The sequence below is a fragment of the Streptomyces sp. NPDC053673 genome (assembly GCF_055585225.1).
Genome location: NZ_JBVJKN010000011.1, coordinates 1 through 23970, shown reverse-complemented (window position 1 = coordinate 23970; position 23970 = coordinate 1). Strand labels below are relative to the sequence as shown.

13 protein-coding genes and 1 pseudogene are annotated in these 23970 nt (G+C 70.9%); 6 read left to right on the top strand and 8 right to left on the bottom strand.

Features of this window, described 5'->3' with window-relative positions; all coding sequences use genetic code 11:
* The first annotated feature begins 251 nt into the window (after positions 1 to 251).
* Entirely contained in the window at positions 252 to 752 is a 501-nt protein-coding gene (locus ACZ6ZQ_RS17815) for a glycine-rich domain-containing protein (RefSeq protein ID WP_469769441.1), read from the top strand.
* Between the two features lie 75 nt (positions 753 to 827).
* Positions 828 to 1457, top strand: coding sequence for a class I SAM-dependent methyltransferase (locus ACZ6ZQ_RS17810; protein ID WP_469769440.1), 630 nt, complete (start codon positions 828 to 830; stop codon positions 1455 to 1457).
* A gap of 21 nt (positions 1458 to 1478) precedes the next feature.
* Here ACZ6ZQ_RS17810 and ACZ6ZQ_RS17805 read toward each other — a convergent pair whose 3' ends face one another.
* Together ACZ6ZQ_RS17805 and ACZ6ZQ_RS17800 are read right to left on the bottom strand one after the other, a co-directional pair.
* The gene (locus tag ACZ6ZQ_RS17805) at positions 1479 to 2063 is read right to left on the bottom strand and encodes a recombinase family protein (protein WP_469769439.1); all 585 of its coding nucleotides are present in this window, start codon (positions 2061 to 2063) and stop codon (positions 1479 to 1481) included.
* Positions 2064 to 3099: 1036 nt separating this feature from the next.
* The gene (locus ACZ6ZQ_RS17800; protein ID WP_469769438.1) at positions 3100 to 4869 is read right to left on the bottom strand and encodes a recombinase family protein; all 1770 of its coding nucleotides are present in this window, start codon (positions 4867 to 4869) and stop codon (positions 3100 to 3102) included.
* Between ACZ6ZQ_RS17800 and ACZ6ZQ_RS17795 the strand changes: the two are divergent.
* Positions 4835 to 4939: pseudogene (locus tag ACZ6ZQ_RS17795) on the top strand (NrdH-redoxin); the annotation flags it as partial. The gene ACZ6ZQ_RS17800 and the pseudogene ACZ6ZQ_RS17795 sit on opposite strands and share 35 nt — an antisense overlap.
* Positions 4940 to 4953: 14 nt before the next feature.
* Here ACZ6ZQ_RS17795 and nudC read toward each other — a convergent pair.
* The 6 genes from nudC to ACZ6ZQ_RS17765 all read right to left on the bottom strand — a co-directional run bounded on the left by nudC (position 4954) and on the right by ACZ6ZQ_RS17765 (position 16173).
* Positions 4954 to 5901, bottom strand: coding sequence for an NAD(+) diphosphatase (gene nudC / locus ACZ6ZQ_RS17790; protein WP_469769437.1), 948 nt, complete (start codon positions 5899 to 5901; stop codon positions 4954 to 4956).
* A 37-nt stretch (positions 5902 to 5938) separates the two neighbouring features.
* A complete protein-coding gene (locus tag ACZ6ZQ_RS17785; RefSeq protein ID WP_469769436.1) occupies positions 5939 to 7354 on the bottom strand; it encodes a dipeptidase in 1416 nt (471 codons plus the stop codon).
* 10 nt (positions 7355 to 7364) lie between these two features.
* Positions 7365 to 11105 carry a UvrD-helicase domain-containing protein gene (locus ACZ6ZQ_RS17780; RefSeq protein ID WP_469769435.1) on the bottom strand — a complete coding sequence of 1247 codons (3741 nt, stop codon included), beginning with the start codon at positions 11103 to 11105 and terminating at the stop codon, positions 7365 to 7367.
* A gap of 54 nt (positions 11106 to 11159) precedes the next feature.
* Positions 11160 to 11978 (bottom strand): hypothetical protein, encoded by an 819-nt coding sequence (locus ACZ6ZQ_RS17775; protein ID WP_469769434.1) that lies wholly within the window; start codon positions 11976 to 11978, stop codon positions 11160 to 11162.
* 107 nt (positions 11979 to 12085) lie between these two features.
* Positions 12086 to 15604 carry an ATP-dependent helicase gene (locus tag ACZ6ZQ_RS17770; protein WP_469769433.1) on the bottom strand — a complete coding sequence of 1173 codons (3519 nt, stop codon included), beginning with the start codon at positions 15602 to 15604 and terminating at the stop codon, positions 12086 to 12088.
* A gap of 203 nt (positions 15605 to 15807) precedes the next feature.
* Positions 15808 to 16173, bottom strand: a complete 366-nt coding sequence (locus ACZ6ZQ_RS17765) for an MGMT family protein (protein ID WP_469769432.1) — start codon at positions 16171 to 16173, stop codon at positions 15808 to 15810.
* 206 nt (positions 16174 to 16379) lie between these two features.
* On the opposite strand from ACZ6ZQ_RS17765, the gene ACZ6ZQ_RS17760 reads away from it, so the two are divergent.
* The 3 genes from ACZ6ZQ_RS17760 (at position 16380) to ACZ6ZQ_RS17750 (ending at position 23643) form a co-directional block, all read left to right on the top strand.
* On the top strand, positions 16380 to 19331 hold the full coding sequence (locus ACZ6ZQ_RS17760) for a lysylphosphatidylglycerol synthase domain-containing protein (protein ID WP_469769431.1): 2952 nt from the start codon (positions 16380 to 16382) through the stop codon (positions 19329 to 19331).
* A gap of 688 nt (positions 19332 to 20019) precedes the next feature.
* The gene (locus ACZ6ZQ_RS17755; protein WP_469769430.1) at positions 20020 to 21849 is read left to right on the top strand and encodes an alpha/beta hydrolase; all 1830 of its coding nucleotides are present in this window, start codon (positions 20020 to 20022) and stop codon (positions 21847 to 21849) included.
* A 258-nt stretch (positions 21850 to 22107) separates the two neighbouring features.
* The gene (locus ACZ6ZQ_RS17750; protein ID WP_469769429.1) at positions 22108 to 23643 is read left to right on the top strand and encodes an alpha/beta hydrolase; all 1536 of its coding nucleotides are present in this window, start codon (positions 22108 to 22110) and stop codon (positions 23641 to 23643) included.
* The last annotated feature ends 327 nt before the right edge of the window (positions 23644 to 23970 follow it).

The window sequence follows — 23970 nt, the reverse complement described above, 5'->3', positions numbered from 1 at the left end:
GCCCGAGGGGCACCTTGAACGTCGCCGCAATGGTCGTGATCGATCCGGAACATGGTCGTCATGTCCATCCGCATCAGCGCTTACACGGTGAGAGCCAACGGCACTCAGACCAAGCCACGAACCCTGTACGAGGGTGAGGGCGGGGAGCCTCTCGCTACTGGCCTCATGCCGCCGTGCCTGTGTCCCAAGTGCCCGGGTGGACGACGCAACCGGAGCACCACGGAACCCCAATTGCGTGGAGGCAAGCCAGCATGAGTACGGCAGTAGTGATCTGCGACCCGAAGGCGTACGTCACGCCGGACGTGTGGGAGAGAGAGGTGGTCCTCCTCCTCCGCAACCCGGAGAACACGCGCGAACTGGCAGAGGCCAAGTTCGGGCAGGCCATCGCCTACCTGGTCACGTGCGGTGAGAACCCGGACCTTCTCATGGGTCCGTCCAAGCAGGTGGACGAGGCATGGCACTCGTTCATGCTCGACTCGATCCCGTACCACCACTTCACCAGCCAGCACTTCGGCCGGTACATCCACCACGTTCCGGAGCTTCCGGGGACGGCGGTCGGAGTCCTGTGCGTCAGCGACGACAAGGCGACGCGGGACGGCCACGACTCCAAGACCGGCGGCCCGCTCGTACTGGAGCAGACGATCAAGGCCATCAAGGCGGCCGGGTTCGAGATCGACCCCGCCCTCTGGGGCATGGAGGACGCGGCCGACTGCAACCAGTGCCACGCCGGGTGCCACGACTCGCCCAAGTAGAAGTGGACAGCAGGTGAGTTGGGGCCTGTCCCCGTACGTTGGGGATGGGCCCCTCATGCCGGAAAGGATCACCGCATGTCATTGGCTGAGTCCTGGGACAGGTACGCGGTCGCGAGCAAGCCGCGCGGGACCGTAAACGCCAAGGGTGATACGACCTGGCTGAACTGGACTCAGTACGCCGATCACGGCCCGAACGAGAGCGTTCTGGGCCCCATGGCCGGACGCCGGGTGCTGGAACTCGGCTCGGGGAGCGGTAGTAACCTCGCGCACCTCGTGACGCTTGGCGCGACCGGTCTGGGGGTAGACATCGCCCCTGCCCGTGAGGCGGTCGCGCGGGAGCGCTGGGGCCATCTGCCGGGCCTTGAGTTCTGTACGGCGGAGGCGACGGCATTCCTGAACGAGACGGATCAGACATTCGATGTCGTGCTCTCGATCTTTGGTGCCGTGTGGTTCGTCGATCCGGACACCCTGCTCCCGCTGATCCGCTCCCGTATGGCACTGGGCGGCACCCTGGCCTTCTCGCATTTGCCTCCAGGCAGTCAGGGGCCCAAGCCTGCCAAAGCCGGACTGCGGCACGACCGCACCCCGGATCAGTGGGGGCGCATTCCGACGGGGCACGGCTTCTCCGACGTGTGTGTCTCTCTGATCGACCCGCCAGAGGGCAGGGTCGTGGGCACGATGCTTGTCCGCGCCCTGGCGGTCTGACCGCGCGGCTGTGCGCCTGCCTCAGGCGCTCTCGCCGAGGTGGCGGTACAGGGTGGCACGGGAGATCCCGAGAGCCTTGGCGATGGCGCTCACGCTCTCGCCCTTCGCCTTTCTGGCACGGGCCACCGTAAGCACGTCCTCATCGACGACGGACGGCCGTCCGCCCGTACGTCCCTGCGCCTTGGCTGCGTCCAGTCCGGCGCGGGTGCGCTCCTTGATGAGGCTGCGCTCGAACTCCGCCATGGCTCCGACCACCTGAAGCATGAGACGGCCGTCGGCCGTGCCGGGGTCAATGTTGGCCAGCGCACCCGTGAGCACCTTGAGCCCGATGCCGCGCTCCCGAAGCGTGTCGACCATGGTCACCAAGTCGATGAGGGACCGGGCGAAGCGGTCCAGCTTCCACACGCACAGGGTGTCGCCAGCGCGGGCGTAGTCGAGTGCGGCCGTCAGCTCCGGTCTGTTGGTGTTCCTGCCTGATGCCTTGTCCTCGAAGATCCGGGCGCAGCCTGCGGCCGTCAGTGCGTCGCGCTGCAACTGCGCTTCCTGGTCATCAGTGGAGACGCGGGTGTAACCGATGAGCTGACCAGTGATCGTGTTCGTCGTCACGGCCCGGACTGTCTCAGAACTCGTCTCAATACATCAAGCTTGGGGAGGAAGTTTCGAGACGGGTTTTGAACAGTGCTGCACTCCCTTCCGGGGCGCTTGCGGTCTCGTCTCACAAACCTTGGTTTTCAAGATGCCCGTTACTGGTCACTCTGCGCCACGGTCGGACCGCGCCGTCCGCCTTGTGTCGGCCAGCGCTGCGCCCTGTCCGCATCGGCAAGGGGTTGTGAGCCGGGTATGGGCCAGCCTGTCGAGGCGGGAAGACAAGGGCTCACGCCTGCCAGGTCGACAGCGAAGCGGATGGCCGAGACGACCCAGAGGCAACGGCGGAAGGGGGTGGGGTATGACCCCTTGAAGGGCCTTGCCCGACCGCCAGGTCTTACCGGCTCAAATCCTGCCACGGTTTCAGGGGCTTTTTGGCTGGGCCGCATTCTAGCCGGCTGCGGCGTAGCGCCTGATCACAGGCTTGCGCTGGCTGCTTGGCGACGGCGGGGAAGTGCACGGAGCGGCTCCCGACCGGGGCGACACAAGGTCGAGTCTCTTGGCGCGTGCGATCGCATTGTTCGTGCTCTGGTCAGACAGGGGCTTGCCGTCCTTGCCGAGTAGGGCGGCCAGCTTCCCAGGGGCGAAGGCTGCGTGCCCCTGACGGTCGGCCCATCCGATGGCGGCGAAGTGGACACGGTAGGCAAGCTGGTGTGCAGGGTCCTGCGCCTTGCGGCGGTACTCGATCTGGGAGACTCCGCCCCACGGGCGGTCATGACCGAAGCTGATGGCCACTGGTTTGCGGCTCCTTCCTGTGAGGCGCACACGGGTGCGCCAGCGACCCCCCGCCGGACGGCGGGACATGTGTCTCCCTTCATCGCTGGGGTGGCCGTACGGAAGGCACGGCGCTTCACAGGTGGACGCCCAAGGCTTCGGGCCTGGGCTCGGTCTCGTGCAGTCGGGAGCGACGGCGGCGACCTGGCCCGGCGTCGTACAACATGCTGAAACGGGAAAGGCCCCCGTCGTAGGGGGCCTTCCTCCGCTTGCTCGACTTACATCAGGCAGAAGCCGGGACCTTCTCGGCCCCCTCTGCTCGGTTGGCTTCCAGCTCGGCCTTCGCCCGTTCCGCTTCGAAGTCCTCCCAACGACTGACGATCTCCCATTCGGCACCTGTCAGCGTCGCAGGCTTCTCGTACGGCTTTCCGGACAGCGATACCGGCGTGATCGGTGCAAGCACTTGAGAAGCCTTGACTGGGGCGTCCCACCACGAGACGCCCTGGTGCTTGATGTTCTCGATGAGGTCGCCTGGATCGATGGCAAGGACATCGGGTCGGAAGTGCGCCTTCACCTTGTGCTTCTTCAGGAACTCCCGGCGCTCGTCGACACTCGACCGCTCCCACCACTCGCCGTAACTCTCGCCAGTGCCCGTCCACACGGTCACCGGCTTCGGCCCCTCCTGGTTGGTGACCTTCTCTCGGTCCTGGGCAAGGCCGGCCACTTGTGAGGCGTACGCGACGGCGCTGATCTCGTCTTGCTGGAGTTCCTTCAGGAGCTGGTTCATCTTGCCGTCGATCACGGCGAGCTTCGCCGCACGGCTGTCGTCGATGGTCGTCTTCGACTCCATCCGTTCCAGGTGGCCGATCTCGCCCAACAGGGCCGACTCCAGCCAGGGGTACAGGTCTTCAGCCCAGAACCTCTGCTTCGGGCATGCCTGGATGCCCTTGCTCTTGTTGCCGTGGCAGCGGTATCGCTCCCGCTTGCCTCTGGCCAGGTCACCCTTGACGAAGTAGAGGGAGCTTCCGCACAACAGGCAGAACGTCACGCCCACCGTCGGCGACGTGGAGCCCTTCTGCTTCTTGTACTTGACCGAGGCGACGGCGTCCGACAGCTTCGCCCACTCCTCCTCGTTCAGCACCGGCTCAGACCGCATGACGGGTGTGCCGTCGTCGTTGCGGACCACGGCGCCATTGGCACGTACGTACTCCCCGAGCAGCGAGCGGCTGGCCAGCACGGCTTGCACTGTGGTCGGCGTCCACCTGACGCCCCGAGGCTTCGGGTCGGCCAGCCGAGTCGTGCTCTCGCCTGCCGCTGCGCGGATACGGGCGATGTCCTGAGCCGTGGGCACGCCTTGCTCGTTCAGCCAGTCGGCGACGGCCGAGAAGCTCGGCTTCTCGATGAAGCGCCGGATCATCTCGATCAGCGTTGGGCCGTACTCGGGGTCGAGTTCCAGGGTGAACCCTTCCTCGCCCTTCACCGCCATACGGCCGAACGGGACAAGGCCACCCGGCCAGCGGCCGGTCTTCCGCATGGTCTCCCGGGAAGCCTTGTTGCGGACCTTGATGGCGTCCAGCTCAGCCTCAGCAACCACGGCCAGGATCTTTGCGATCGTCTTGCCCCACGGCTTCGAGAGGTCAAACCCCTCTTCGCAGGAGATCAGGCCCTTACCGTTCGCCTCGCACCACTCGATGATGTCCGAGAGGTGGCGGACCGACCGCGCGATGCGGTCGATCTTCAGGATGATGATGTGGTCGAACTGGTCTTTCTTGTTGTTGAGCCAGTCACCCAGGGACGGCCGCATCCACGGCGAGATGGACGCCGACACGTCGATGTCGACTGCGAAGTCGACCAGCTCCATTTCCTCCGCGTCCGCCCGCTTGCTGATGCGGGTCCGCTGCGTTTCCTCGCCGGTCTGGTTCTCGTTGCCTACAGACAGACGGACCACGCCAAGCGCCCTGGGCTTGTCGCTCACCCTTGCCCTCCCCAAGACATGGGCGGCCCTCCCTGGCCACCACAAGCACGAGGGAAGTCTACAGACCGTGCCGACCATTCTCTTCGCCGACGGTTCGACTCTGACCAACCCCTCGCTGGCTCAGGTCAAGCAGAAGATCGGCGTCTGACCGGCCCGGTGCCGTCAGACGGCGGAGCCCGGCTTTGGCAGGGGCTTGCCGTACCAGAGCTCGATGAGGCGGGCCGCAATCGAGATTCCGTAGGGAGGCAGTACCTCCCCGGACTCGAAGGCGGCCCGCAGGTCTTCCCGCGAGAACCAGCGGGCCTCGTGGATCTCCTCGCCGTCCACGGTGATCTCCGACGAGGTGGCGCGGGCCATGAAGCCCAGCATCAGGCTGTACGGGAAGGGCCACGGCTGGCTGGCGACGTACTCGACGTCGCCCACGGTGACGCCGGCCTCCTCGTACACCTCGCGGATCACGGACTGCTCGATCGACTCGCCGGGCTCGACGAAGCCGGCGAGCGTGGAGAAACGGCCTTCGGGCCAGTGGACCTGGCGGCCGAGGAGCGCGCGGTCCTCCTCGTCGGTGACGAGCATGATCACGGCGGGGTCGGTACGCGGGTAGTGCTCGGCTCCGCAGGCCGGGCAGCGGCGGATGTGGCCCGCGGCCGCGATGACGGTGCGCTCGCCGCAACGTGAGCAGAAGCGGTGCAGTCGCTGCCAGTTCTCGAGTGCGACCGCGTGCACCATCAGACCGGCGTCCCGCGGGGACAGGAGCAGTCCGGCCTCGCGCAGCCCGGCGGCGCGCGCGGACTGGTCCATCCGCCCGGGGAGGGCGTCCTTCTGCAGCGCGAAGTATCTGACGCCCTCCTCGTCGGTGCCCAGGAAGTAGCGGTGGGTCTCCGTGACGGGGGCCTCGAAGGCCGGGGTCATGACGAGTTCGGTGCGGCCGTCGGGGGTGTCGTCGATGAGCACCTGTCCGCCGGAGATGACGAACACCCGTGTCGTCGGGTGGCTCCATGCCGCCGCCAGCCAGGCCTCATCGAGTCGGTGGTGCGCCGCTCGGTCGATGCCGCTCGGCGCGGTGAGGCCGATGGCACGGCCGTCGGCGACGTCATTGAAGGTGCTCACAGGTACTTCCAACTCCCCCGGATGATTCGGTGGTCTGTCAGTGGAGGGCGCCGGCCAGATCGCCCCACAGGTGGGCGGTGGTCTCGACACCCTTGAGCAGCAGGTTCAGCTCGACCTTCTCGTTCGGTGCGTGCCATCCGTCGGATGGTACGGAGATACCCAGGAAGAGCACGGGGGCACCGAGCACGTCCTGGAGGTCGGCGGCAGGTCCGGAGCCGCCCTCGCGCGTGAAGCGGATCTTCTGCCCGTCGAACGCGCGCCCCATGGAGCGGGCGACGGCCTGGAGGGCGGGGTGGTCCAGCGGTGTGAGGCAGGGGCGGGTCGCGGCGCCGAAAGTGATCTTGTGGCGGATGCCGGCCGGAATCCGCGACGCGACCCAGGTGCGGATCGCTTCCTCGATCCGGTCCGGATCCTGTCCTGCGACCAGCCGGAACGAGAGCTTCAGCTGGGCGGAGGACGGGATGATCGTCTTTCCGCCGGGGCCCCGGTATCCGCCGCCGATGCCGTTGACCTCGGCGGTCGGCCGGGCCCAGATGCGCTCCAGTGTGGAGTAGCCGGCCTCGCCGAGCGTCCCGTACGACTTCGCCGTACGCAGCCACTCGGCCTCGTCGAAGGGCAGCTCCGCGAGGAGCTCGCGCTCGGTGTCGGTCAGCTCCGCGATGCCGTCGTAGAAGCCGGGGATCGTGACGCGCTCGTTCTCGTCGTGCAGCGCGGCGACGAGGCGGCCCGCGACCGTGGCCGGATTGGGCACTGCGCCGCCGAAGGAACCGGAGTGGATGTCCTGGTCGGGGCCGTACAGCTCGATCTCGCAGTCGGCGAGGCCACGCATGCCGGTGCAGACGGTGGGGGTGGTCTCGGACCACATGCCGGTGTCGGAGACGATCACGGCGTCGGTGGTGAGGCGGTCCCTGTGCTGCTCCACGAGGGCGCGGAAGTGCGGCGAGCCGGACTCCTCCTCACCCTCGACGAGGAGCTTCAGGTTGACGGCGGGGGTGGTGCGGCCGGTGGCGGCGAGGTGCGCACGCACTCCGAGGGTGTGGAAGAAGACCTGGCCCTTGTCGTCGGCGGCGCCGCGGCCGTACATCCGGCCGTCCTTGACGACCGGTTCGAAGGGGTCGGTGTGCCAGCCGTCCTCGCGGGCGGCGGGCTGGACGTCGTGGTGGCCGTAGACCAGCACGGTGGGGGCGTCCGGGTCGCCGGACGGCCACTCGGCGAAGACGGCGGGCGCGCCGGACCCAGTCCTTGAATCAGAAGGGGTCCAGATCTCGACGGTCGGGAAGCCGGTCTCCTTGAGCTTCGCCGCCAGCCAGTCCGCGCTGCGCCGTACGTCCCCGTCGTGCTCCGGCTGGGCGGAGACGGACGGGATGCGCAGCCAGTCGGCGAGGTCGTCGAGGAAGGCCGCGCGGTGCTGCTCCAGGTACGTACGGACGGCGGTGTCCGGGGTGTCGCTCATGGCCTTGAGCCTATCCGGCGTCCGGGGCGGGTTCGCCGGCCCGGTCGGGGACCGGTTGCGGCACGGGGTCCTGCCCTGGATCCTGCTCCGGGCCCCGCTCCGGATCCTCCAGGAGGATGCGCTCCAGGCCTGCCCTGCCGGGCAGGCCGCCGGGGTGGACGACCTCTCCTGTGCGTACGTAGACGAAGGCGGCCGCGACGGATTCGGGCGGGAGGCCGTGCTGCTCGGCCCAGGCGAGGCGGTAGACGGCGAGCTGGAGCGGGTCGGCATCGCGGGCCCGGCTGGTCTTCCAGTCCACGATCTCGAACGCACCGGTCGTCTCGTCGCGGTAGACGGCGTCGATACGGCCCCGGACGACGCGGCCCGCGAGGGTGAGCTGGATGGGCACTTCCACGCGGTAGGGGGTGCGGCGGGCGTACGGGGTGCGCTCGAACGCCTCCTTGAGCGCGGCGAGATCCCGTTCGTCGGCGATCTCGGCCTCCTCCGGGTCACCGCCGGGCAGCTCGTCCGGCCCGAGCATGGGCAGCGGCAGCTCCTCGAAGCGCGACTCCACCCAGGCGTGGAAGCGGGTGCCGCGGCGCGCGGCCCGCTGCGGGGGGCGCGGCATGGGGCGGGCCAGCTCCTGGGCGAAGCCGTCGGGGTCGGCGGCGAGCCGCAGCAGCTGGGACGCGGACAGCGACGGCGGTACGGGTACGTCGCGTACCGCGGCGCGGGCGCGGCGCAGCTCGCCGGTGAGCGCGTCGAGATCGCGGTCCCAGGAGGCGATGACCCGGGCGTCCTCGGGGGTGAGTGGCTCGCCGCGCTGGGCGGGGAGGCGCGGGGAGACCTCCCCCGCCCGGTTTCTCCCCGGAACCGGGGGCAAGCTCGCGCAGCCCCGGCCGCCCTCCGGGCGATCGCCGGCATGACCGGGCCGGCTGGACGGATCGGACGGGCCGAACGGGTCAGATGGGTCGGATGGGTCGGATGGGTCGGATGGGTCGGACGGGCTGCCTTCGGCCGGCGGACCCTCGCGCGACGGCCGGGGATCATCGACGCCCGGCGCGAGCTCGCCCTCCCAGGCCGGTTCGTCGTCCCAGGCCGGTTCGTCGCCCCAGGGCTCCTCGTCGCCCCAGGCCTGTGCGTCATCCGGCCAGAGGTCCTCCTGGGGCACCTCCGGCCCGTCCGGCTGTTCCCGCTCGCTCGGCTGATCCGACGCGTCCGGCTCGCCCGACGCATCCAGCGCATCCAACGCATTCGATGCATTCGATGCATTCGACGCATCCGCCGAGAGCGCGTCCAGGTGCGCCAGCACCAGGTCCGCGGCCGCGCGGCGGCGGACCATCGCCGCGGAGTCCAGGGGCAGGGGCCAGGCGTGCTCGGCCGCTCTCTCCTGGAGTGCGGGGTTCTCGGCGTCCTCCGGGGGCTCTTCGGCCCATGCCTCGATCTCGCCATGGCCGGCCGCGCAGTGGTCGTACAGGGCGTGCAGGAAGGAGGACGGGCCGCGGCGGCGCTTCTGGGTCGGGCCCCACCAGTGGGCCGAGCCGAGCAGCAGGGAGCGGGGGCGGGTGAAGGTCACATAGCCCAGGCGGAGTTCTTCCGTGTGCTGATGGTCCTTCATCTCGTCCTTGAAGGCCTTGAGGCCCTTCGCGTCCCAGGAGGTGATGTCCGGGAGCGTGTCGGCGTCACCGCGCAGCGCGTGCGGCAGGACCTTGGCCTGGGAGGTCCAGGATTCGCGGGCGCGGGTGCTCGGGAACTGGTCGGCGACCAGTCCCGGGACGGCGACGACGTCCCATTCGAGTCCCTTCGACTTGTGGGCGGTGAGTACCTTCACCGTGTTCTCCCCGCCGGGCAGGGCGTTGTCGAGGCCCTTCTCGAACTGTTCGGCGGTGCGCAGGAAGCCGAGGAAGGCGAGCAGGGTCGCTTCGCCGTCCAGTGAGGCGAAGGAGGCCGCTGTGTCCAGGAAGTTGGCGAGGGTTTCACGGCGGCGGGCGGCCAGGGCGTGCGGTGACGCGGAGAGCTCGACCTCCAGGCCGGTGGTGGCGAGGACGCGGTGCAGCACGTCCATCAGTGGGTCGGCGAGGGAGCGCCGGAGTTCACGCAGCTCGGTGGCGAGGCGGGCGAATCGGACGCGGGCCTCGGCGGAGAACGGCAGGCCGTCGTCCGTGTCGTTCGATTCGAGGAACGTGTCGAGCGCGTCGGCGAGGGAGATCACCTCGGCCGGATCGGTGCCTTCGACAGCCGCGGCGAGGCGCTGGTCGGGGTCGGCGTCGTCGTCCGCGCGGTGCACGAGGAGCCGGGCGCGGCGGCCCAGCAGTGCCAGGTCGCGGGGGCCGATGCGCCAGCGGGGGCCGGTGAGGATCCGTACCAGCGAGGCGTTGGCCCCCGGGTCCTGCAGGACCTCGCAGACGGCGACGAGGTCGGCGACCTCCGGCAGATGGAGCAGCCCGGACAGGCCGACCACTTCGACGGGGATGTCGCGGGCGACGAGGGCGCCCTGGATCTCGGCGAAGTCCCCCGCCGTGCGGCACAGGACGGCGATCTCGCCGGGCTCCTTGCCGGTGCGCACGAGGTGGGCGATCGCGTCGGCGAGCCAGGCGATCTCCTCCGCGTGGGTGTCCAGGAGGGCGATGCGGACGGCGCCGTCGCGCTCGGCGCCGGGGGCGGGGCGCAGTGCCTCGACGCCTTCGTGCCGGGCGCGCAGGGGCTCCGCGAGGCCGTTGGCGAGGTCGAGGAGGCGGCCTCCGCTGCGGCGGTTCTCGCTCAGCGAGAGGCGGGTGGCGGGGGTGCCGTCCGCGTACGGGAAATGCTCGGGGAAGTCGTCCAGGTTGGCGACGGACGCGCCGCGCCAGCCGTAGATCGCCTGACAGGGGTCACCGACGGCGGTGACGGGATGACCGGTGCCGGCGCCGAAGAGGCCGGAGAGCAGCAGCCGCTGGGCCACGGAGGTGTCCTGGTACTCGTCGAGCAGGACCACCCGGAATTCGTCGCGCAGGATCCGGCCGACCTCGGGGCGGGTGAGCGCGAGTTCCGCCGAGAGCGCGATCTGGTCACCGAAGTCGAGCAGGTCGCGGGCGCGCTTGGCCGCGCGGTAGCGCTCGGTCAGGTCCAGGAGTTCGCGGCGGGCCGCGGCGGCCTCGGGGACCTTGCGCAGCTCGGCGTTGGTGAGCTTGGCGGTCTCCAGGGTGTGCAGCAGTGCGGAGTCGTGGGCGCGCAGCTGCTCGGGGCGTACGAGATGCTCCGCGAGCTCGGCGTCGAGCGCGAGCAGTTCGCTGACCAGGGAGGGGAAGGACTTGGTCAGCGCGGGATACGGTCCCGGGGCTTCGCGCAGCACCCGCGCGGCGAGCTGGAAGCGGGTGGCGTCGGCGAGGAGCCGCGTCGTCGGCTCGAGGCCGATGCGCAGGCCGTGGTCGGTGAGGAGCTGTCCGGCGAAGGCGTGGTACGTGGAGATACGCGGCTCGCCCGGAGGGTTGTCCGGGTCGATGGTGTCGGGGTCGGTGACCCCGGCCCGTACGAGCGCCGTGCGCACGCGCTCGGCGAGCTCACCCGCCGCCTTGTTGGTGAAGGTCAGGCCGAGGACCTGTTCCGGGGCGACCCGGCCGGTGCCCACGAGCCACACCACCCGGGCCGCCATCACCGTCGTCTTTCCCGAACCTGCTCCGGCCACGACGACCTGCGGGGCGGGCGGTGCGGTGATGCAGGCCGTCTGCTCCGGGGTGAACGGGATACCGAGGAGCTCCTTGAGCTGCTCGGGGTCGGTGATGCGTGCGGACACCCGAGAGAGGCTAACGGGGACCACCGACAGTCAGTGGTCCCCGTCTGCCGGACGTCAGGCGCTTCCGGCGCCGCCCATCATCTTCTCCAGGTCGACCACCTCGCCGGCCGGCGGAGGAGTGGCCGCGACGGGCTTGTCGTAGTCGCTGAAGGTCATGGTGCCGGGCTCGTCGCCGCCCGTGGTGACGACCTTGAGGAAGTACGGCTTGCCCTCGGCGGCGACGTAGATGGTGTGCGTCTCCGCACCGTCCTTCTCCGTCAGCGTGATCGCCTTCTGGCCGTTGACCTCGGTGAGCTGCCCCTTGGTGACGTTGGCCGTGCTGCCGTCCTCCATCTCGTCGATGAGGCCGTCGAGGTCACAGGCACCGCCCATGTCCTTGGCCGCGTCCTCGTCGGCCGGGATCTTCATCCAGCGGCCCTTGAGCATCTCGGTCATGGCGGCGGTCTCCTCCGCGGAGGAGCCCTCCTCCTTGCCCATGGCCTTGTAGAACGCCTCGTCGCCCTTCATGTACATGACCTTGTTGAGCACGAGGAACTCGGCCTGACCGGAACCGGCGTAGCCCATCTTGCCCTTGCAGTTGCCCTGCTTGGTGAGGGCGAACTCGATCGCCAGCTGCTTGCCGTCGTCCTTGCCCGAGCCGGCGACCTTGAGGGACGAGGCGGCCTTGGTGGCCTCCACCGCCTTGTCGGCGATCTGCTGCCCGGTCAGACCGGCGAACGGCTCGGGCGCCTTCGGGGACTCGCTGACCGTCTGGTCCGACTTGCCCTTCGAGCCCGCGTCCTTGCCACCTCCGTCCTTGGAGCAGCCGACGAGGGTGGCGGTCAGGGCCGCACACGCAACCGCCGAGACCAGAAACTTCCGGTTGGCCATCATTTGTCTCTCCCAGCAGGAATCGCTAATCGCGTTGTTGTGCGACTGCTGTGAGCCGGCTTTGGATGCACGGAAACCGCGTGATTCACGCCACACCTTCCGGGGAGGTGCTATTCGACGACGTGCCGGCCCTCGGGACGGGCGCTGCACGACGCCCGGAAGGCGCAATGGCCGCAGTGGGTGCCCGTGTTCGGGGTGAAGCGTTCGTCGAGTACGCGTCCGGCGGCGGTGGCGAGCAGCTCGCCGACCCACTCCCCTGCGAGCGGCTCCTGTGCCTGGACCCTCGGCAGGGCGTCTCCCCCCTCCTTCTTGGGGGCGGGCTGGCGCAGCTGTACGAGTTCGGCGCCACCGGGTTCGGGGCGGCGGCCGTCGAAGACCTCGTCGACCGCGCCCTCGCGTACCGCCAGCTGATAGACGGCGAGCTGGGGATGGTGGGCGACCTCGTCCTTGGTGGGTGCCTGTTTTCCGGTCTTGAAGTCGACGACGTACGCCCGGCCGTGCTCGTCCTGCTCGACACGGTCCATGGAACCGCGGATCCGTACCTCGTACGCGCCTGCTTCGAGGGTCACGTCGAAGTCGTGCTCGGTGGCGGCGGAGGTGCGGCCGCCGCGGTCCGTGACGTGCCAGCGCAGGAAGCGTTCGAGCGCCACGCGCGCGTGCTCCTTCTCCTGCTGGGACTTCCAGGGGGCGTCGAAGACGAGCGCGTCCCAGACGGAGTCGAGGCGCTCCATGAGGACGGCGAGGTCGGCGGGGGTGCGGCCGGAGGCGACCTCGTCGGCGAGGACGTGGACGACGTTCCCGAATCCCTGGGCGGCGGTGGCGGGGACGTCCGCCTTGACCTCGCGGCCCAGGAACCACTGCAGCGCGCAGGTGTTGGCGAGCTGGTCGAGGGCACTGCCCGAGAGGGTGACGGGGTGGTTGCGGTCGCGGAGCGGAACGCCGCTGTGGGTCGGTTCGTTCAACCCCCACCACCGGTACGGATGGGCGGCGGGGACCAGGGGCTGGCCCTCGTCGTCCGTGAGCGCGGCGAGGCGGGCGAGGCGGCGGGCGGCGGCGTCGCGCAGCTCCGGGCTCGCTTCGGGGTCGACGGTGGTCGCGCGGAGTTCGGCGACGAGGGGAGCGACGGCGAGGGGGCGGCGGGGGCGGCCGGTGATGTCCTTCGGCTCCGCACCGAGTTCGGTGAGGAAGCGGGAGGGCTGATCACCGTCGTCGGCGGGTGCCTTGACGGCGGTGACGACGAGGCGGTCGCGGGCGCGGGTGGCGGCGACGTAGAAGAGGCGGCGCTCCTCGGCGAGGAGGGCGCCGGGAGTGAGGGGTTCGGCGAGGCCGTCGCGGCCGATCCGGTCGGCTTCGAGGAGGGAGCCACGGCGGCGCAGGTCGGGCCAGAGACCTTCCTGGACGCCGGCGACGACCACGAGACCCCATTCGAGGCCCTTGGAGCGGTGGGCGGTCATGAGGCGTACCGCGGCGGGGCGTTCCGGGCGCCGGGTGAGCGTGTCGGCGGCGATGTCCTGGGCCTCCAGCTCGGCCAGGAAGTTGAGGGCGCCGCGCCCGCCGCTGCGCTCTTCCGCGCGGGCGGCGGTTTCGAAGAGCGCGCAGACGGCGTCGAGGTCGCGGTCGGCGTTGCGGCCGGCCGCGCCGCCCCTGAGCGCCGCGCGCTCCAGTCGCTGCGGCCAGGGGGTGCCGGTCCAGAGCTCCCACAGGGCCTCTTCGGCAGTGCCACCGCCGTCGAGGAGCTCGCGGGCCTTGCGCAGCAGCGTGCCCAGGCGCTGGGCGCCGCGGGCGTAGGCGGGATCGTGCGCGGTGAGCCGCTCGGGCTCGGCGAGGGCGCGGGCGATGAGCAGGTCGGAGGGCGGCGGCACGCGATTGCCCGCGGCGCGCTCCTCGTCGCGGAGGGCGCGGCCGAGGCGGCGGAGGTCGGCGGTGTCCATGCCGCCGAGGGGTGAGGTGAGGAGCGTGCCGGCGGTTTCGGGGTCGAGCCAGGCGGGGTGCAGGGCGGTGGTGCTGGAGGCGGTTCCGCTCCCCTGCCCCTGCGCGGGGAGATCCCGGCCTTCCTGAAACCCGGGCCCCGGAGTGCCGGGCTCGTCACCCGGGCCATCACCCGGGGCAGGGGTGTCCGCGTCGGGCAGGTGTCCCGCGGGCTGCTGCGCCGGGACTTCCGCACCCGCCGGCCGGCCGGCGGGATCGGCGGGGGCCGGGGTGGTCGTCGCCGTCGCGGCGGTGTGGAGGGCCGTCAGGAGGGGGGCCACCGCGGGTTCGTGGCGCAGGGGGATGTCGTCGCCGTCCGTTTCGACCGGGACACCGGCGGCGGTGAGGGCGCGGCGGGCGGACGGGAGGGTGCGGGCGCCGGCGCGGACGAGGACGGCCATGTCGTTCCAGGGGACGCCCTCTTCCAGGTGGGCGCGGCGGAGGATGTCCGCGATGTTGTCGAGTTCCGTGGAGGCGGTGGGGTACGTGTACGCCTCGACGCGGCCGCCCGCGCGGACCGGGGTGAGCTCGCGGTGGGCGCGGACCTTGTCCGAGGGCAGCCGGGTGAGCGGCATGCGCTGGGTGACCAGACGGGTCGCGGACAGCAGCGTGGCCCCCGAGCGGCGGGACGTCGTGAGGACCGCGACCGGCGCCGGGCGCCCGTCCGCGCGGCGGAAGGTGCCGGGGAAGTCGAGGATGCCGTTCACGTCCGCACCCCGGAAGGCGTAGATCGACTGGTCGGGATCGCCGAAGGCGACCAGGGTGCGGCCGTGCCCGGCCAGTGCCCGCAGCAGCCGGACCTGCGCCGGATCGGTGTCCTGGTACTCGTCGACGAACACGGCGTCGTACCGCGCGGCGAGCCCGTCGCCGGTCCCGGGCCGTTCGGCGAGGAGCGATGCCCGGTGGACCAGTTCCGCGTAGTCGAGGACGCCCTGCAGGTCCAGGACGTCCAGATATTCGGCGAGGAACGCCGCGGCGGCCCCCCAGTCGGGCCGCCCCGTGCGCCGGGCGAAGGCCGCCAGCGCGTCCGGGCCGAGGCCCAGCTCCCGGCTCCGGGCGAGCACGGCCCGCACCTCGTCCGCGAAACCGCGCGTGGTGAGGCATGCCCTCAGCTCGGCGGGCCAGCGCGCCCCGGCCCGCCCCTCACGCTCCAGGTCGAGCTGCCCGGCCAGCAGGTCGCGTACCGCCACGTCCTGCTCCGGACCGGACAGCAGCCGCAACGGTTCGGCGAACAGATCGGCGTCCTGGTGCGCGCGGACGAGCGCGTAGCAGTACGAGTGGAAGGTGGTGGCCTGCGGCGCCCGCGCCCCCCCGAGCCGCAGGGCCATACGGTCGCGCAGTTCCACCGCCGCCTTGCGGCTGAAGGTGAGCACCAGGAGCCGCTCCGGATCCGCGCCCCGCGCGATCCGTGCCGCCACCGCCTCGACCAGGGTCGTCGTCTTCCCCGTCCCCGGTCCCGCCAGCACGAGCAGCGGACCCTGTTCATGGTCAACCACCGCCCGCTGTGCCGCGTCCAGGAGAGGGGGATCCACCGGGCCCGGCGTGGTACGCACCAGTCGGTACGCGCCCGGGGTCCTCCCTCTGCGCCCCTGCGGGCGTGGGGGGACCCCCTGCCGTGCCCGACGGTGCGGTGTACGCCCGTTGGAAGAGGAGGAGCTCACGTGGATCGCCGGTCCTGGTGGGTGTGCTGGTGGTGAGGGGGCCGGTGCGCAGGCGCGGGCCGCAGGGGTACGAGGGTGCCGGAGGCGGTTCTGACGACGCTACGCCAGACGGCGCCCGGGGCGCAGGGAGTCCGGTCCTGAGCGCGCCGGATACTCCGTACGGGAACCGGATGACTCATCGCACCGCCAAATGGCGGAAGCTGTCAGGTGTGAGCTCCTGTGTCCGACGTGTCCGCGCCACCGTCCCAGCGCGCCCGCCTCATGTCGAGGCGCGGCACATGGTCGTCCGCGCCGCGCGACGCCTCCCGCAGCGGGGTGCCCTCCGCGCGGTAGTGCTGCAGCGCGCTCAGCTCGTGGCCCGGCAGCAGGACGCCGTCCGCCCGCACCACACGCCACCACGGCACGGCCCCTCCGTAGAGCGCCATGACGCGGCCGACCTGGCGCGGCCCTCCCTCACCGAGCCACTCCGCGACATCGCCGTACGTCATGACACGGCCCGGCGGGATGTGCTCGGCGGCATCGAGCACCCGCTCCGCGTACTCCGGAAGTCCCGGCACCTCATCGCTCATCCGGCCCATCCTGCACCATGGGACCGACAATGGGGCCGGCCCGTAACGCAGCGTACGTACGCAGGCAAAGAGGCGTATCTGGTACAGCTCACGCCCTCGCATTGCACCCTGATGCCCCCCGCTGTCAGCCCGCCATGCCACCATCGTCCGGGCGGTGACTGGTGATACGAGATCAAGAAGAGACAGACACGACGAAGGAGCAGGACGTGCAGCCTCCTGCGGCGGCGAGCACCTCCGGCTCCGAGTCGCGCCCGGAATCCGCCGAAGCACGCGGGGGAGCCGCGGGACCGCGCAAGGACCGGGACGAGTCCGAGCCCGGAGCCGGACCGGGCGACGGAGCCGGACCGCGCCACGGACAGGCCGTATCGCACCCCGGAGATCCCGTGCAGCACTCGGGCACGTCCAGCCGCACGCACGGCCGTACGCCCGACCGCACCCACAGCCCTGACGCGCCGCCCTCCGGCCACAAGGACGTACCGGTGCGAGGCACCGACGCAGCCACCGCCGAGCGCGGCGACAGCGACGACAGCGACGACAGCGACGACGCAGCGCACATCGACCGGCTCTCCGGGGACGAGCCCCTCCTTCCGGCGCGCGTGCACCGCCCCTCCGATCTGACGCGACTGCTCACCGGCATCCTGGCGATCGCCGTCGTCCTCGGGCTCGCCGCCTTCGCCCACGGCACCACGTCCGGTCTGGAACAGGACATCTCCAAGGGCACCGGCCAGGCCCCCGACGTGCTGGTCAAGCTCGCCGGCCTGGTCTCCAGCATCGCCGTGCTGCTCGTCCCGGTCGCCTTCGCGATCGAGCGGCTGATCAAACGGGACGGCCTGCGGATCGCGGACGGCGTCCTCGCCGCCGTCCTCGCCCACGGAGTGACTCTCGCCACCGACCTCTGGGTCGCCGAGGCAGCGCCCGGCCAGATCCAGGACGCGCTGACCCAGCCGCAGACCGGCGGCGGTCTCACCGATCCCGTCCATGGCTATCTCGCGCCCGTCATCGCCTATATGACGGCGGTCGGTATGGCCAGACGGCCTCGCTGGCGGGTGGCGCTGTGGGGTGTGCTGCTGCTCGACGCCTTCGCGATGCTGGTGGCGGGCTACACCACCCCGTTCTCGATCATCCTCACCGTGCTGATCGGCTGGTCCGTCGCGTACGGCACGCTCTACGCCGTCGGCTCGCCGAACGTGCGGCCCACCGGCCAGACCCTGCTGGCCGGTCTGCGCCATGTCGGTTTCCGTCCGGTCACCGCGATGCGCGCCGAGGACGTACCGGACTCGGCGGACCAGGGCGACCGCGGCCGCCGCTATCTGGTCACTCTGGAGGACGGCCCGCCACTCGATGTCACCGTCGTCGACCGTGAGCAGCAGGCGCAGGGCTACTTCTACCGCGTGTGGCGCCGGCTGACGCTGCGCGGCATCACCACACGCCGTTCCATCCAGTCGCTGCGGCAGGCGCTGGAGCAGGAGGCGCTGCTCGCCTACGCCGCGATCGCCGCCGGGGCCAACGCACCCAAGCTGATCGCCACGTCCGAGCTCGGTCCGGACGCCGTGATCCTGGTGTACGAGCACCTCGGCGGGCACTCCCTGGACTCCATGGCGGACAAGGAGATCACCGACGACGTGGTGCGCGGCGCCTTCGAGCAGGTACGGGCGCTGCAGTCGCGGCGTATCGCGCACCGCAGGCTCACGGGCGACGCGATTCTGGTGGATCGTTCCGGCAAGGTCGTGCTGACCGATCTGCGCGGCGGTGAGATCGCGGCCGGCGACGTGGTGCTGCGCATGGACATCGCCCAGCTGCTGGCCACTCTGGGACTGCGGGTCGGCGCCGAGCGCGCGGTGGCCGCGGCGGTCGAGGTGCTCGGTCCGGACGCGGTCGCGGACTGTCTTCCGCTGCTGCAGCCGATCGCGCTCAGCCGCTCCACACGGTCGACACTGCGACGGCTCGCCCGGGAACGTTCGCAGCGCGAGCGCGAGGCGGTGCTGGCGGCGTCGGAGTCGGCCAGACAGGCCAGGGCCGAGGCAACCGTCGAAGGCGCCGAGAGCGTGGACAGGACCGACAAGGCGGGCAAGAAGGCCACCCGCAAGTCGCTGCGCGCCGAGAAGCAGGCCGAGAAGCGCGCCCTGGACGAGGCGCTGGACGAGGCCCGCGAGGAGGATCTGCTCGCCCAGATCCGCCACCAGGTGCTGTTGATCCGGCCGCAGGCGCCGGTCGAGCCGGCCCGGCTGGAGCGGATCAAGCCGCGCACGCTGGTCAGCCTGATCGCCGGAGCCATCGCCGCGTACTTCCTGCTGTCGCAGCTCGCCAGCGTCGAGCTCGGTGTGATCACCCGAGCCCACTGGGGCTGGGTCGCCGCCGCGGTCCTCTTCTCGGCACTGAGCTACATCGCGGCCGCGATGAGCCTGCTGGGCTTCGTCCCGGAGCGGGTGTCGTTCCTGCGAACGGTCGTGGCCCAGGTCGCCGGATCGTTCGTGAAGATCGTCGCCCCGGCGGCGGTCGGCGGTGTGGCGCTGAACACCCGCTTCCTGCAGCGTTCCGGCGTCCGTCCCGGGCTGGCCGTGGCGAGCGTCGGCGCCTCCCAGCTCTTCGGTCTCGGCGCGCACATTCTGCTGCTGCTGTCGTTCGGCTATCTGACGGGTACGGAGAAGACGTCGTCGCTCACACCGTCCAGGACGGTCATCGCGGGTCTGCTGACCGTGGCCGTGCTGGTCCTGGTGGTGACGGCCATCCCGTTCCTGCGGAAGTTCGTGGTGACCCGGCTGCGGTCGCTGTTCGCCGGCGTGGTGCCGCGCATGCTGGACGTGCTCCAGCGGCCGGGGAAGCTGGTCACCGGCATCGGCGGGATGCTGCTGCTGAGCGGCACGTTCGTGATGTGTCTGGACGCCTCGATCCGGGCCTTCGACAACGGGGATCAGCAGCTCAGCTACGCCAGCATCGCCGTGGTCTTCCTCGCGGGCAGCGCCCTCGGGTCGGCCGCGCCGACACCGGGCGGCATCGGGGCGGTCGAGGGTGCGCTGACGATCGGTCTGATCGCCGTGGGTCTGCCGCCCGAGGTCGCGGCTCCCGCCGTACTGCTGTACCGGCTGATGACGCTGTGGCTGCCGGTTCTGCCGGGGTGGGTGGCCTTCAACCAGCTCACCCGCAAGGGGTCGCTCTAGAGGGTGCCTAGGCCCTGTCCGGGCGATCTTGTCGGGGCCGCGACGCTCCCCCAGAGCTTCGCCTGGGTGGGGGTGCCCCCGGCGGAGCCAGGGGGAGTACCCCCAGCTGCGGCACCTCGCTGCGTTGTCGGAGTCGCCCAAGTACGTCCAGTACGAGGGCGATGTCCCCCAGCTGCCGCTGGGAGGTGCCCCCACCGCCTTGCGATGCGTCCCCTCGGCCCTCCGGGCCTGGGGAGACCCCATGCATCCGACGCCGCGGCCTGTTCCTCGAAGATCGCCCGGACAGGGCCCAGGCCGTGTTTGAGAACTCCCGCCTGGCTCGCGGCGTCTGGCACGCACACTCGCTGCGTTGTCGGAGTCATCCAAGTACGTCCAGTACGAGGATGATCCTCCGCCTTGCGATTGCACGCACCAGACGCCGCGAGCCCCGCCCTACGGGCGGACGGCGCTAGTTCTCAAACACGGCCTAGCGGATCGGACCGGATCTGCAGGGCGTCGCGAGCCCGGCAGGATCCGCCGGGCGGGCCCTGAAGTCACTCCGGAACGGGGCGCCCGAGGGGCCAGGGCATCGCCGTGCGCCCTGACGGCGATGCGCACCCTCACGGCGGCGTACTCCTTCACCGCTCCCTGCACCTCCGCGGCCCGCCGTCGACAGGCGGACCGCCGCGCCGCGCCGCAGGATGGGGTCATGCCGACCTCCCCCACCGGCTGTCCCGCCGACGGCTCCGGACCTGACGACAGCAGCCGACACACGGAGGCCGCCGACCCGGCGGCCATCGCTGACGCGGCCGCGCCTGCGGATCCGGCGGGCTCCGACGCCCACGGCTCCCAGGGAGACGCGATCGGGTCGGCCGACGTCCCCGACCCGGCCGACATCCCCGAACCGCCCGACGTCCCCGACCCGGCAGGCTTCGACTCCTGGGACGACACCGTCGGCCGGAGCCGCGCCGCGCGGCGCGCGTCCGCCGCCCGGCGGGCCGGGACCGTCCTCGCGGCCGCGACCGCCGCCGTACTCCTCGTCACCGCCGGGTGCTCGGGCGGCGGCGAAGGCACGGGCGAGGAGCAGAACCGGGACCTCGCGGCCCAGACGCTGGACTGGCAGCCGTGTCCGGCGCCCTCGGAGGCGGAGGGCGGCGGAACCGCGCCCTCCCCGCTGCCCGGCGGCACACCGTGGGAGTGCGCCTTCATGGATGCCCCGCGTGACTACGCCGATCCGCACGGCGAGACGATCGAGCTGGCCCTCATCCGTGCGAGGGCCCGTGACGAATCCCGGCGGATCGGCTCCCTGATCTTCAACTTCGGCGGTCCCGGCGGCTCCGGGGTCAGCACCCTGCCGGCCGCGGCGAGCGAGTTCGAGGGCCTGCGGTCCCGCTACGACCTGGTGAGCTTCGACCCGCGCGGGGTCGGTCGCAGCCAGGCCGTCGAATGCCTCGACGACAAACAGCTCGACGAGTACTACGCGCAGGACGCCACCCCGGACGACGCCGCCGAGGAGAAGGCGTTCACGGAGAATCTCCGTTCGTACGACCAGGGCTGCGAGAAGCGCTCGGGTGCGGACCTGCCGTACGTCGGCACCACCAACGCCGCTCGCGACATGGATCTGATGCGCCAGGTCCTCGGCGACGACAAGCTCCACTACTTCGGCATCTCGTACGGCACCGAGCTCGGCGGCGTCTACGCGCACCTCTTCCCGAAGAACGTCGGCCGGGCCGTCTTCGACGCCGTCGTCGACCCCACCGGCAACCCGGAAGAGGCCTCGCTCGGCCAGGCCCAGGGCTTCCAGCTGGCCCTCACCAACTTCGCCAAGGCCTGTGTCGCGCGCGGCGACGCATGCAAGCTCCCGGGCAGTACCCCTGAGGAGATCCAGCAGTTCATCGTCGATCTGCTGGCCCGGCTCGACAAGCAGCCGATCCCGGGACTCGGCGACCGCGAGCTCACCCAGACCCAGGCGACCAACGGCATCGCCCAGGCCCTGTACTCCAAGAAATTCTGGCCGCTGCTGGAACAGGGGCTCGACGAGGCGGACGGCGGCGACGGGGCACTGCTCCTCACCCTGTCCGACGTGATGAACGGCCGCAACGAGCAAGGGCAGTACAGCAACATCCAGGCGGCCAACGCGGCGATCAACTGCGTCGACTTCAAGGAGCGGTACTCGCTGGAGCAGACGAAGGCCAAGCTCCCCGAGTTCCACAAGGCCTCGCCCGTCTTCGGCGACTACCTCGGCTGGGGCCTGATGGGCTGCTCCCAGTGGCCGGTGCCCGGGCAGTGGGAGACGCCCGATGTCAGCTCGCCGGGGGCGGCCCCGATCCTCGTCATCGGCAACACCGGGGACCCGGCGACCCCCTACGCGGGCGCCAAGGCGATGGCCGAGGAGCTCGGGAAGGGCGTCGGCATCGACCTGACGTACGAGGGCGAAGGTCACGGGGCGTACAGCAGCGGAAGTGCCTGCGTGAAGACCGCCGTGGACCAGTACCTCCTGGACGGGAAGGTTCCGGCCGCGGGAACCGTCTGCAAATAGGCTCGGGGGTAGGGCTCTCGACGTCACTGTCAGTGGCGGCGCCTAGTGCCGCGACCGGCAATGTTTGCCCGCCGAGGAGCGTCGTCCGGTGCGTGCCATCGCAAGGCGGCCGGAAGTCCTTGTAGCGGAGCTACCAGGGCTTTTGGCCAACGCAGCAAGGGAGCGTGCCGGACGGCGCGACAGGGCAAAGCTTGCCGGGAGCGGCACTAGGATGGCGGATCAGTCGAATCAGTCGGGTGAATCCCCGGGGGGCCTGGAATGTCTTTCCGTACGAGGGCGCTGGCGGCGGCCGTCGCGCTGGCACTGGCCGGCGGGGCACTGACGGCCTGTGACACCGGCGGTGCCACCACGGGCGACAGGGCCGGGACGGGGAAGCCCGCCCCGGTGCAGGACGGCGACGCGGCACACGGCCTCCCCGACGCGCTCACGAAGCAGCGGCCCGACTGGAAGCCCTGCGAGAGCGAGGGCTGGAACTGCGCGAAGGTGAAGGTCCCGCTCGACTACGACGCCCCCGAGGGCGAGACACTGTCGATCGCGCTGATCCGCCGCGAGGCGCAGAACAAGGACAAGCGACTCGGTTCGCTGCTCTTCAACTTCGGCGGCCCCGGCGGCTCCGGCGTCGACATGCTGCCGCGCGCCGCAGTGGACTACCAGAAGCTCAACGCCCGCTACGACCTGGTGAGCTTCGACCCGCGCGGGGTCGCGGCCAGCTCCGGGGTGGTGTGCCGGGGCGACAAGGAGCAGGACGAGGCGGCGTCCCGCGTCGACCTCACGCCCGACACCGCTGCCGAGGAAGCGGCCTACCTCAAGGACGCCAAGGACTTCGGCGCAGGCTGCGCCGACCGCTCGGGCAAGGTCCTCGCGCACGTCAGCACGGCCGATGCCGCCCGCGACATGGATCTCATCCGCCATCTGCTGGGCGACCGCAAGCTCAACTACTTCGGTATCTCGTACGGTACGGAGCTCGGCGGCACCTACGCCCACCTGTTCCCCGGGAACGTGGGGCGCACGGTACTGGACGCGGTCGTCGACCCGACGGCCGACTCGATAGGCCACGCGCGCAACCAGACCACCGGCTTCCAGCGCGCCCTGGACAACTACCTCACGAGCACGGGGCAGGACCCCAAGGAGGGTTCGGCGCGGATAGCGGCGCTGCTGGAGCGGATCGACAAGAAGCCGCTGCCCACCGACAGCGACCGTGAGCTGACCGAGGGGCTCGCGCTCACGGGCATCGTCCTGTCGCTGTACGCGAAGAGCCTGTGGACCGATCTCACCCAGGGCCTCCAAGAGGCCGAGCAGAGCGGCCGTGGCACAAAGCTGCTGTCGCTCGCCGATATGTACAACGACCGTGACGCGAACGGCCGTTACGGGACGCAGAGCCACTCGCAGCGGGCGATCTCCTGTCTGGACACCAAGCAGCGCCCGACACCGGCACAGGCGAAGGGGCTGCTGCCGGAGTTCCGGAAGATATCCCCGGTGTTCGGCCCGTTCCTGGCGTGGGACACGGCGGGCTGGTGCGCGCAGTGGCCGGTGCCCGGTGAGCGGGTGACGCCCGAGACCAGCGCGAAGGGTGCGGGCCCGATCCTGGTCGTCGGCACGACCGGCGACCCGGCGACGCCGTACGAGGGCGCGCGGCGGATGGCGGACGAACTGGGCAAGGGCGTCGGTGTGCTGCTCACCAACAAGGGCGAGGGCCACGGCGGTTACAGCCCGGAGAACGGGTGCGTGACGGACATCGTGGACCGTTACCTGCTGGACGGCGCAGTGCCGGAGGACGGCGGGACCTGCGGGTAGTCGCCCGGGCGGCGCGCCCGGGGCGGGCGGGCAGACGGGCGCCCCCGCAGCTGCCGGCCGGGGTCCGCGCACGCGCAACAAGACCGCCGGCGGACACGGCAAGAGGCTGCCCACGCACGCGACATGCCCCCAGTGACCGTGAGGAGGGGCCGGCCCTCGCGGGCCGGCCCCTCCGTCTCAGCGCGGGTCTAGGGCGTGTTGCGAAAGTCCCGCCTGGCCCGCGACGCCTGGTACGCACTCCCCCGTAGCCCTTCGGGCACGGGAGGTGCCCCCACGCTGCGTTGTCGGAGTCATCCAAGTACGTCCAGTACGAGGATGATCTCCCCC

What these genes read in the sequence shown, in the direction of transcription:
- ACZ6ZQ_RS17815 (WP_469769441.1), top strand. Translation starts at nt 252, where the DNA reads ATGAGTACGGCAGTAGTGATCTGCGACCCGAAGGCGTACGTCACGCCG.
- ACZ6ZQ_RS17755 (WP_469769430.1), top strand. Translation starts at nt 20,020, where the DNA reads ATGCCGACCTCCCCCACCGGCTGTCCCGCCGACGGCTCCGGACCTGAC.
- ACZ6ZQ_RS17785 (WP_469769436.1), bottom strand. Translation starts at nt 7,354, where the DNA reads ATGAGCGACACCCCGGACACCGCCGTCCGTACGTACCTGGAGCAGCAC.
- ACZ6ZQ_RS17765 (WP_469769432.1), bottom strand. Translation starts at nt 16,173, where the DNA reads ATGAGCGATGAGGTGCCGGGACTTCCGGAGTACGCGGAGCGGGTGCTC.
- ACZ6ZQ_RS17775 (WP_469769434.1), bottom strand. Translation starts at nt 11,978, where the DNA reads ATGATGGCCAACCGGAAGTTTCTGGTCTCGGCGGTTGCGTGTGCGGCC.
- ACZ6ZQ_RS17750 (WP_469769429.1), top strand. Translation starts at nt 22,108, where the DNA reads ATGTCTTTCCGTACGAGGGCGCTGGCGGCGGCCGTCGCGCTGGCACTG.
- ACZ6ZQ_RS17810 (WP_469769440.1), top strand. Translation starts at nt 828, where the DNA reads ATGTCATTGGCTGAGTCCTGGGACAGGTACGCGGTCGCGAGCAAGCCG.
- ACZ6ZQ_RS17800 (WP_469769438.1), bottom strand. Translation starts at nt 4,869, where the DNA reads ATGGTCGGCACGGTCTGTAGACTTCCCTCGTGCTTGTGGTGGCCAGGG.